Below are 9,620 nucleotides of genomic sequence, written 5' to 3' on the forward strand. Positions count from 1 at the left end.
ATGATTTGATTGTTAGTATGCAACATAAGAAAGTTACCTTTGTTTGATTAAGATTTCGACACCTTTATCAAAACGGGTAACTTTCTCTTTTTCAAGAAGAATGTACGATCAAGTCTGAACTAATACAAATTAGAACAACTCACCAATATGATTGAATTTTTATCGGACAAGACTACGAAAGTTCAAACACGACATCCAAAAGAAAAATCCCTAATCGTAAGCTTTCAAAGTTTAATCTTGCACTATTTTAACTTTTTCAAAGAAATGGAATATCGCGCGCATAAAAAGGTAACAATTCCCAATAGTTTTAACCAATTTTTATACGACTTACTTAATTTGAAAGAGCACAAAAATTACTATCACTATAAATTGAATCCAACACACTATAGGAATGATAGCGACAAGATTGATATCTTATATTCAACTCATATGGAAGATCTTTCTTTTTCATATGATCCAATAAAGAAGGCTTTAAAGAATAGAATAAAACAAGTTGATTATCCTCAGATTCTCAGACAACCAAATTTGCAAACCGAAGTGATTAATCTATCTTCGCTTATAAAAAGTGAAAAAGATTTTACTTTTGTTGAACGATAGTTATGATTAAAAAGTAGCTTCTAATAAAGAGCACTTAATCATTAAAAGTGCTCTCGTTATTGGAACTGTTCTAAGATCAAAATGTGATACTTAAACTCCCTTGATCAGTAATGAGTTCAGCTTCAAGGACTTGATCGCCTTTACATTTTAGTAAATATTTGACAGTTTGACTGTAGTTCAATGTGACAGGTAATTTGCTATAAAAGTCACCTGTGCTAAAACCACATCGACCACGATTGATTTTCAAACCTTGTAGAGTAAAAGGCTGTTCATTGGTAGACTGAATTTCAAGAAAATAATCTATCGCCCCAGGCACATTAAAAGCAGATTGTGATTCCTGAGCGGTGATACGACCTCGTGCACTGATGGCACTCGTTTCAATAGAGGTCTCTTCATCAGGTGGTGTGTCATCGACATTTTGAGTCTGATTCGGATTAAGATCAGATTCCATCATGGCTTTAAGCATATCAGGATATTTATTCCATCCATTGATATAGGATTCTGCTTCCTTCACTTCAGCAGGGAGATAAATATGTCCATTTTCAACAATGATCTGCATATCCATCAGTTTGGCTTTGACTGCCTCTTCTGTATAAGAGGCATAAACTGACTGAGCATCAGAACTCTTTGATACCGCTTGATTGGTCGTATTCGCTTCATCTGCTTTAGGTGGTGGATTGTTTTGACTACATGCCATCAATAAGGAACACAGGGCAATGGTGGAAAATAAATTTTTCATGATTGCACCCCTTATAATTTAGGACGAATAACAACGAACCAAATCAATAATAGGATCAGAATCCCACCTACAATTTTACCGACGACTGGAAACATCACCGCTGGCCAAACTAAGCCTTGACCAATGTTGTAGGCAAAAGACTTGTAGTTATACTGCCCCCAAAAGTGTTGATAGATTGCAAAGAAAAAGCCAATCACTAGATAGATGCTAATCAGACCTGTTTTAATATTTGAATTCATTTATTTTCCCCCAGTTGCATATTTTGCCAATGCAATAAAAATTCCCATCACGATCATGAAACCAATGAAGGGTAGTCCTAGTACACAAATCACGGCGATGACACAGATGATGCCTGCAAGTGTTCTCATGGCTATTCCTTCATGCACTGATAGGAAACGTTGACCATATCCATCTGAAAGGATTCAGTTTGTTGAAGGGTGTACAGATTATTTTTAAGACCATCCTCTCCATATTTATCTTCAAGTTTGTCGTAGATGCATGAACAGGTGCTGCCATCAATGCCCCCTGTTTTACAACCACTGATAAATTGACGTTCTGTTTTACTGGCACAACCTGAAGCCATCAATGCAATAGAGATGAGCACAAGTGAAGTTTGAATTTTCATCATTTCCCCGAATTATTATTGTGTAATTTGAAGTGTTATAAATTTTGCTTATGTCCTGAAATTTTAGCGAGACAAAGCCTTCCAAAGCTAAACCGCATTTGGATCAGTCATATCAGCAAAAGTGTATGATTGTTGCTAGGGCAACAAGGGAATAGAAAATCGCTTTAGGGAAAACAATAAAGATAAAAAATGCTGAGTCATGGCGACTACTCCTGTATGTATTAAGAAGCTCTACCAACTTACTGCTAAATAATGGTGGCAGAACGAAAAGGGGTTAGCAGACTGGACATACAGAACCAGCACGCGCGAACGCGTCCCCCTCCCGTTCTACCGCAAAGGGGGACGAGAAGGTTTTACGCATGTGAAGAATACTCAGAAGAATAAACCCTGATGCGCTGTATGAAACGGTCTGCTAAAACCGACTGACAATGTAGGTCAGCAGTTGAATGATAAATTTAAGGGTGGGTTTAGTCAATCAAGCAAGATTGAAAACACATGTAAAATCAAAGATCGAAGAGTCTTAGTAAAGTTTTTGGTAAAACTCTTGGATTGATATGAGCCTATTTTAAATCATTCTAATTGCTATAGAATTAGTCCTAATACTTTATGATCATTAAAATGTATATTTACGTGACGGGGAAAAAATGAAGGGTGAAGCAAAACAATTTCTGAAATTTATTGATGGCTCAGATAAAAGATTTATCATTCCTGTTTACCAGCGTAACTATAGTTGGCAAAACAAACATTGTGCTCAGTTACTTAATGATTTAAAAGGGTTAATTAAAAAGCCTGATGTCCCGCATTTTTTTGGTAGTATTGTTTCAAGCCATATGCAAGGCGGCAAAAGAGAAGATTTTTTAATTATTGATGGGCAACAACGGTTAACGACCATATCAATTTTGTTGATTGCTATTGTGGATTTATTGAAGCATAAAAAAGTTATTCCTAAAGATGATCGTTTAATTGAGAAAATCACCAAAAAACATTTAGTAGATGAGTATCAAGAAGATCATCGGAAAATAAGATTGAAGCCAATCAAGGATGACTGTAAAGCTTTCGATGCATTGTTTGGTGATGAATCAGATTTTGTTGATGGTTCTAATGTAACGTCAAATTTTAGATATTTTCGAGACAGAATACTGAATGAAAATATCGACATTGATGATTTGTATGATGCCATTTCACGACTACAAACAATTGATATTTTTTTAGAAAAGGATGATGACCCCCAGCTTATATTTGAAAGCTTGAACTCAACGGGACTCGAACTTGAGGAAGGTGATAAAATCCGAAATTTTATTTTAATGGGGCTTTCTTCTGAATTACAAGAAAAATATTATGAAGCTTTTTGGAACAAAATTGAGAAAAATACTCATTTTAAGGTTAGTGATTTTTTCAAAGATTACTTAACCTTAAAATTAAATCGCACAGTCGTTATTAAAGATATCTATTTTACTTTCAAAGATTATGTGAAAAAAAATAATGATGATATTGAAGCTTTATTACAAGATTTACTGGAGTATTCAAAGCTTTATGCAATCATTTTGAATCCGATGCAATATCAAAACAGTTTTACCGCTGTGTTGGTACGGCTGAGTCAGTTAGAGTTTACCGTTATATTTCCAGTCGTATTGGCAATTCTAAAACGTTGGAATGAAAAAAATCTTACTGATCAAGAGGTCACTGAACTTTTAAGAGTAACGGAAATATTTTTATTTAGACGTTTGATTGTTGGTTTAGCCACTAATGCTTTGTCTAAAATTTTTGCAACTTTAGATAAAGATGTGACTAAGAAAGCACAATCTAGCCAATTGGCATCCTATGCTGAAATTTATAAATATGTGCTGTTAAATAAAGAGGAATCAAGTCGTTTTCCAAATGATGAGGAATTTGAGCAAGCTCTTTTTAGTCGTAACATTTATGCCATGAGTTCGAAAAATAAAGCATATTTATTTAGTTTTCTAGAAAATGAGGAAAGCAAAGAACAAATTAATGTAATTGAAAGAATTAAAGATGGAACATACACCATAGAGCATATCATGCCCCAAACGCTTTCTCCTGTTTGGCAAAAAGAATTGGGTGAAAAATCACAACAGATTCACGAGCAATGGTTGCATACTTTGCCAAATTTGACATTAACTGGTTATAACAGCAAATATAGTAATCGACCTTTTAAAGATAAATTAGATATTGAGAATGGATTTAAAGACAGTAATTTGCGTTTGAATCAATATGTAAGAGAATGTCTAAAATGGACGGAAGATGAACTGGTTGAAAGACAAAGCCGTCTATCAAAGAAATCGCTTAAATTATGGTATTACCCAACAACAAGTTATGTTCCACCCGTAGAGGAAACAAATGAATATTTGCTGGAAGATGACTTTGATTTTACAGGATATACTCTGGTTTCTTATACGTTGTACGATGTTGAGTCTAAAGTGCAATCATGGAAAGAAATGCAGATAGATGTTGTAAAATATTTATTAGAACAGCACACAACGCAAATTATGAGTCTCTGTGGTGATCACAAGTTTTATGATCTTTCCTTACAAGAAACGACAAATAATTTTACGGAAATCAGTAAATCGATTTTTTTATACACAAATTGTGCAACGAAAACCAAAGTTAATATTCTTAAAAAAATATTTGAGCAATGTAATATTGAGCAATCGGAGTTAAGTTTTTTAATAAAAAAGGATAGCAATACTTAAATTTGTAGGCTTCTGCTTTAAAGTGGAATTTATTGAAATTCCACTTTATATTTTCTTGAAAATTATTATGATTCATTGTTCTATAAGCCGTTTTCTAGATAAAATTTATTTTTTAATGGGTATTGCTTTATGGGAATTGTAGATGAGTTTAAGAAATTTAATGCGGAGCTTAAAAACCCTAATTGGTCTGTATCTTCAATTAGTTCTAATAACGAACTCATAGTTAGCTTGTGGGGACATAAGCCATTACTCTTTAAGCATCCAATTGAAAGAAAGCAAATATACCGTGATCGAATAGATAGATGGTCTGGGAATGGGTGTAATGAGCTCAGAAAAAACCTTGATCTTGCTTTTACAGAAAAATTAAAGATAAGACCGATCATATCAATGCTTAATAATTCAAGTGATTTTCAACATATCTTAGACGGCAAAGATGGTAGTAAATATTCTAAAAAATTCAATGCAAAAAAAGATTGGATTGGCGAGCTAATTGTTTGGGATGGGATCAATTTTGAAATTGAATTTAGATTGGATGATAAGAGTTAGTCGATACTTAATAACTGAATGAAAGAATATTGCCAATTGGATAATGAGATAGTCCTATAAATTTTAGAATGATTCCAAATAATTTCAAATACATAACATCCTAATGAGAATCATGAAGCTCTTTTGAGATCACATGAAAATATGAAAACAAAGCCTGCCATCGAGCAGGCTTTTTTATGCCCAAAATTTAGGAGTCAAGTCATGAGCTTGAATTGTCCCTTTTGTCATTCAACCGACATTATGATTGTTGAAGCAAATGCACAACAAGCAAATTCAACATTATCCAATTTTGCATCACCCGCAGCTTTAGGGGCCTTAGGCACAACCGTTGCGAAGTCTTTGAATTTGCCTCCCATCGTTGGAGGAATTGCAGGAACTGTACTCGGTGGTTTGTTTAATTCTTTTACAGAACAAAGCACACCTTCGCAGCAAAGTTTGTGCTTCTGTCATAACTGCTACCAAAAATTCCCCATTCAATATCTGAATTAAGAACAGATCAAATTTTTAGCATTATTTTAAAAAGGAATAAAACTATGGCACATCAACTTGAACAAATGGCTTATGTCGGTGAAACCCCTTGGCATGGACTAGGGAATCAACTAAGTCAAAACCAACCGATTGAGGTGTGGGCACAGCAGGCAGGCATGGACTGGCGTATCGAGTCATCCAATGTCAGTTATATGGCACAGAATGAACGTGGGCAAAGCATCATCATGCCGTATGAAGAACAGCGTGTACTGTACCGTTCTGATACCCATGCACCTTTGTCAGTGGTCAGTCAACGTTTTCAGGAAGTCCAACCTCGTGAGATCTTAGAGTTCTATCGTGATCTAACTGAACAATCAGGCTTTGAATTGGAAACCGCAGGCGTGCTTAAAGGTGGCAAGAAATTCTGGGCGCTGGCACGGACAGGACAAAGTTCAGCACTAAAAGGAAAGGATGTCAGTAATGGCTATATTCTTCTTGCAACTGCATGTGATGGAACACTGGCGACAACAGCACAATTTACTTCCATTCGTGTTGTCTGCAACAACACCTTGGCGATTGCTTTACGTGGTCAGAACGGTAATGCAGGTGTAGTGAAAGTTCCGCATAGTACCAAGTTTGATGCAGATAAAGTCAAACAGCAATTGGGCATTTCAGTACGTGCATGGGATGAACACATGTACGAAATGAAGCAGCTCAGTCAGCGTAGAGTCACCCAAGGAGAAGCAGCAGCTTTCTTTGATGCAGTGTTCAACAACACCAGCATGAGTGTGGCAGATCAGGAGGACAATATTATTCAGTTCTACCGTGATGTTGCGACTCAGGCGGCACATGCAGATACCAAGGAAAAAGCTGAACCTAATGCCAAGGCGATGACAAAAGCAATGGACATGTTTAATGGTCAGGGACGTGGTGCAGAGTTGAGTTCTGCTAAAGGAACAGCCTATGGATTACTGTGTTCAATTACAGAATTTATTGATCATGAACGACGTGCCATGAGTACAGATCATCGACTCGATTCAGCTTGGTTTGGTGCAGGAGCAGCGATCAAGCAACGTGGACTAGAACAGGCTTTACGCATGGTGTCATAGCGTAGAAGGTTAAGTTTTTGCAATGGAAAGTTAGACCTATCCTTTCGATTCTAAAGATAAATTTACATTTTAAAAATAATTAAACCACATCTTCGGGTGTGGTTTTTTTATGCCCTTTATTTGCCATCACCCATATAAAAATGAGGAATCCAATATGAATACAGCAATATTTAACCCATCCATTCAACAAGCGAGCAAACCCTTTATTGCCCCAAAATTGTTTACAGCAAAACGCTTGGTCAATACCAAAAATATGACTCAATCTGACTGGCTTGAGGTCAGACGACAAGGTGTTGGCAGTAGTGATTGTGCAGCAGCCTGTGGATTGAATCCCTATATGTCGATGCTCGAACTATGGATGATCAAGACAGGGCGAGTCAAACAAACGATTGAGGATGAAAGTTCAGGTGTCGCCCCACTCTATTGGGGCAAGCAGCTAGAGCCATTGGTGGCTGAGTACTACAGCATGCATACCAATAACAAGGTACGCAGAATCAATGCAGTGCTTCAGCATCCAGATCCTGATAAGCATTTCATGCTTGCCAATCTGGATTACTCCGTTGTGGGTAGTGATGAAGTTCAAATTCTGGAATGCAAAACAGCAGGAGAGTACGGCGCAAAACTTTGGCGAGAGGGTGTGCCTTTATATGTCTTGTGTCAGGTACAACATCAATTGGCAGTGACAGGCAAACGCGCAGCACATGTTTGTGTGCTGATTTGTGGGCATGAAACCAAAATATTCAAAGTGATGCGCTCCGAATCCGTGATCAAACATATCATCAATGCGGAACGTTACTTCTGGGAGTGTGTGGAAAAAGACACACCACCTGATGTGGATGCCAGTGAGTCGGCAGCCAAAGCTATACAGCAGCTCTATCCGCAACATATTCCATTAACTGTTGAAGACTTGAGTCATAACGAACAAGCCAATCAATTGTTTGCTCAACTGATTCAAGAAAAGCATGACATTGAGCAGCATCAAAATAACTTTGATGAAATTAAGCATCAAATCCAGATGTTGATGAAGGATGCTGAACGAGCAACCTTTGCCAATGGTTCGGTGACGTGGAAGAAATCCAAAGATTCAATCAGTTTAGACAGCAAAGCCTTACTCAAACTTCACCCAGAAATGCTTGAGCAGTTTCCGCAAAACAAAGCAGGGACACGACGTTTTCAGATCTATACCGATGACTGAATTCATCACGTCGATATTTCCATTCTTCAAAAAAGCGCAAAAAACCACCCCCGACCTACCGACTCCCGAAGGAGCGGTAGGCCAACAATGGCGGTCTTTGCATTTCATCTGATCTTTAAACGGTTTTGTATTTGCTTACATAACAAAGGGTCAACAGTAAAATTTTATTTAGAGGAAAATTATCATGATTAAAGGTTTAGCAATCACACCACCGATCCTTGGACGTATCAGTATTGGTAAAGTTGTTGAAAAGAACGGTAAACGACTGCCTGAAAAGGACGACCAATTTACCATTACCAGTCAAATTCAAAGCAAAGAGGGATGGATTAAGCATCCGCTTGATGAGCAATTACGCAGTAAAGCACCAAATCAAAAACTCCGTACCATTCCAGTACGGATGATCTTCAATGATCCTGAACTGAATCTGAGAGCTGAGTACAGCTTATTCGACCGACAAACAGGACGGCCTGTCTGTGTAGGTAATGGTGAAACCTGCCAGCGACTCACCAATCAGGGTGTTGAGCAGCACCCATGCCCTTCACCAGACTTATGTTCATTGGCACAAGGAGGAAACTGCAAGCCCTATGGACGTTTACATGTCAATTTGGATGAAAGTGATGAACTCGGTACATTCATTTTTAGAACCACAGGTTTTAACAGTATACGGACGTTAGCTGCACGGCTCAGCTACTACCATGCAGCATCGAATGGTTTGCTATCATGTCTACCATTGCAACTCACGTTACGTGGAAAAAGTACCACCCAAAGCTATCGCCAACCTGTGTACTATGTGGATTTAACATTGAAAGATGGGGTTAATCTGCAACAAGCTATTCAAATGGCGCAAGAGATTGACCAGCAAAGTAAACAAGCAGGTTTTAATCAAACGGCGTTAGATCAGACTGCAAGGCAGGGTTTTGCCAATGCACAGTTTGAAGTCAATGCAGAGGAGGGCTTGGATTTAGTAGAGGAGTTTTATATGGATGAAAATCAAGAGACTAATATTGAACAAGCGCAGCCTTTAACAATGACGAGAGCTAAAGTAAAAGATAAGTCGAATCATGAGGATGGATTTGTGCAGGATATACAGAAAGGATTGCAGGGGAGTGTGAGGGCAATTAACTGATGTGTCTTGAGTACGATAAAAATATTCATATTAACTTCAATAGAATATAAGGGGGGATTACTCCCCTTATGCAAAGTCATAACTTTCGAAATTTAATAAGTCTTTTAGTTCCTTATATTTTTTAGTATCAAGCAACTTGTTTTCAGTCAGGAAAATAGTATTCGCTTGCTCTTTATAAGTTTTAATTTCCTCTCGATTCATTGCGCAGATGAAGAGCTGAGCGGAATTAGGTGTATGCTGAATAATAAAATTAATAATTTTGGAGTAGTTGAAGTCAGCCTGTTCTTGTTGATTTGGAGTGTCGATTATGATTGGGGCGAAAACTTCATTTTCTGCATTATGAATTTGTTTTAAAACAGCATAGTAGTATGCTAAAATGTATTAGTTCAGACTTGATCGTACATTCTTCTTGAAAAAGAGAAAGTTACCCGTTTTGATAAAGGTGTCGAAATCTTAATCAAACAAAGGTAACTTTCTTATGTTGCATACTAACAATCAAATCAT

The 9,620-nt window shown here is 37.2% G+C and carries 11 protein-coding genes; 7 read left to right on the forward strand and 4 right to left on the reverse strand.

The window, feature by feature from the left end:
- The first annotated feature begins 147 nt into the window (after positions 1-147).
- Positions 148-597: a hypothetical protein gene (locus N518_RS17290; protein WP_026444439.1), complete on the forward strand. Its 450-nt coding sequence runs from the start codon at positions 148-150 to the stop codon at positions 595-597.
- 76 nt (positions 598-673) lie between these two features.
- Here the strand turns inward: N518_RS17290 and N518_RS0114445 are convergent, their stop codons facing one another.
- Genes N518_RS0114445 through N518_RS0114460 form a run of 4 tightly spaced genes read right to left on the reverse strand, consistent with a single transcriptional unit; the run spans position 674 to position 1,961 of the window.
- A complete protein-coding gene (locus N518_RS0114445; RefSeq protein ID WP_017400745.1) occupies positions 674-1,336 on the reverse strand; it encodes a hypothetical protein in 663 nt (220 codons plus the stop codon).
- An 11-nt stretch (positions 1,337-1,347) separates the two neighbouring features.
- Positions 1,348-1,575: a hypothetical protein gene (locus N518_RS0114450; protein WP_017400746.1), complete on the reverse strand. Its 228-nt coding sequence runs from the start codon at positions 1,573-1,575 to the stop codon at positions 1,348-1,350.
- On the reverse strand, positions 1,576-1,704 hold the full coding sequence (locus N518_RS17485; RefSeq protein WP_017400747.1) for a hypothetical protein: 129 nt from the start codon (positions 1,702-1,704) through the stop codon (positions 1,576-1,578).
- A gap of 2 nt (positions 1,705-1,706) precedes the next feature.
- Positions 1,707-1,961 carry a hypothetical protein gene (locus N518_RS0114460; protein WP_002045440.1) on the reverse strand — a complete coding sequence of 85 codons (255 nt, stop codon included), beginning with the start codon at positions 1,959-1,961 and terminating at the stop codon, positions 1,707-1,709.
- Between the two features lie 644 nt (positions 1,962-2,605).
- Between N518_RS0114460 and N518_RS0114465 the strand changes: the two genes are divergently transcribed.
- The 6 genes from N518_RS0114465 (at position 2,606) to N518_RS0114495 (ending at position 9,116) form a co-directional block, all read left to right on the forward strand.
- Complete coding sequence (locus N518_RS0114465) at positions 2,606-4,672, forward strand: DUF262 domain-containing protein (RefSeq protein WP_017400748.1); 2,067 nt, start codon at positions 2,606-2,608, stop codon at positions 4,670-4,672.
- A 129-nt stretch (positions 4,673-4,801) separates the two neighbouring features.
- A complete protein-coding gene (locus N518_RS0114475) occupies positions 4,802-5,218 on the forward strand; it encodes a hypothetical protein (RefSeq protein WP_017400750.1) in 417 nt (138 codons plus the stop codon).
- Positions 5,219-5,419: 201 nt separating this feature from the next.
- Entirely contained in the window at positions 5,420-5,707 is a 288-nt protein-coding gene (locus N518_RS16445; RefSeq protein WP_034594163.1) for a hypothetical protein, read from the forward strand.
- A gap of 44 nt (positions 5,708-5,751) precedes the next feature.
- Complete coding sequence (locus N518_RS0114485; protein ID WP_026444441.1) at positions 5,752-6,795, forward strand: DUF932 domain-containing protein; 1,044 nt, start codon at positions 5,752-5,754, stop codon at positions 6,793-6,795.
- A 154-nt stretch (positions 6,796-6,949) separates the two neighbouring features.
- On the forward strand, positions 6,950-7,990 hold the full coding sequence (locus N518_RS0114490; protein WP_026444442.1) for a YqaJ viral recombinase family protein: 1,041 nt from the start codon (positions 6,950-6,952) through the stop codon (positions 7,988-7,990).
- A gap of 184 nt (positions 7,991-8,174) precedes the next feature.
- Positions 8,175-9,116 (forward strand): hypothetical protein, encoded by a 942-nt coding sequence (locus tag N518_RS0114495; RefSeq protein WP_026444443.1) that lies wholly within the window; start codon positions 8,175-8,177, stop codon positions 9,114-9,116.
- Positions 9,117-9,620 lie beyond the last annotated feature (504 nt).

Origin of the sequence: Acinetobacter sp. UNC436CL71CviS28, from assembly GCF_000620525.1 — a bacterium.
In the GTDB taxonomy this organism is placed as follows: domain Bacteria; phylum Pseudomonadota; class Gammaproteobacteria; order Pseudomonadales; family Moraxellaceae; genus Acinetobacter; species Acinetobacter radioresistens.

Coding starts and splice junctions, on each gene's coding strand:
- N518_RS17290 (WP_026444439.1), top strand. CDS start 148: ATGATTGAATTTTTATCGGACAAGACTACGAAAGTTCAAACACGACAT.
- N518_RS0114445 (WP_017400745.1), bottom strand. CDS start 1,336: ATGAAAAATTTATTTTCCACCATTGCCCTGTGTTCCTTATTGATGGCA.
- N518_RS0114450 (WP_017400746.1), bottom strand. CDS start 1,575: ATGAATTCAAATATTAAAACAGGTCTGATTAGCATCTATCTAGTGATT.
- N518_RS17485 (WP_017400747.1), bottom strand. CDS start 1,704: ATGAGAACACTTGCAGGCATCATCTGTGTCATCGCCGTGATTTGTGTA.
- N518_RS0114460 (WP_002045440.1), bottom strand. CDS start 1,961: ATGAAAATTCAAACTTCACTTGTGCTCATCTCTATTGCATTGATGGCT.
- N518_RS0114465 (WP_017400748.1), top strand. CDS start 2,606: ATGAAGGGTGAAGCAAAACAATTTCTGAAATTTATTGATGGCTCAGAT.
- N518_RS0114475 (WP_017400750.1), top strand. CDS start 4,802: ATGGGAATTGTAGATGAGTTTAAGAAATTTAATGCGGAGCTTAAAAAC.
- N518_RS16445 (WP_034594163.1), top strand. CDS start 5,420: ATGAGCTTGAATTGTCCCTTTTGTCATTCAACCGACATTATGATTGTT.
- N518_RS0114485 (WP_026444441.1), top strand. CDS start 5,752: ATGGCACATCAACTTGAACAAATGGCTTATGTCGGTGAAACCCCTTGG.
- N518_RS0114490 (WP_026444442.1), top strand. CDS start 6,950: ATGAATACAGCAATATTTAACCCATCCATTCAACAAGCGAGCAAACCC.
- N518_RS0114495 (WP_026444443.1), top strand. CDS start 8,175: ATGATTAAAGGTTTAGCAATCACACCACCGATCCTTGGACGTATCAGT.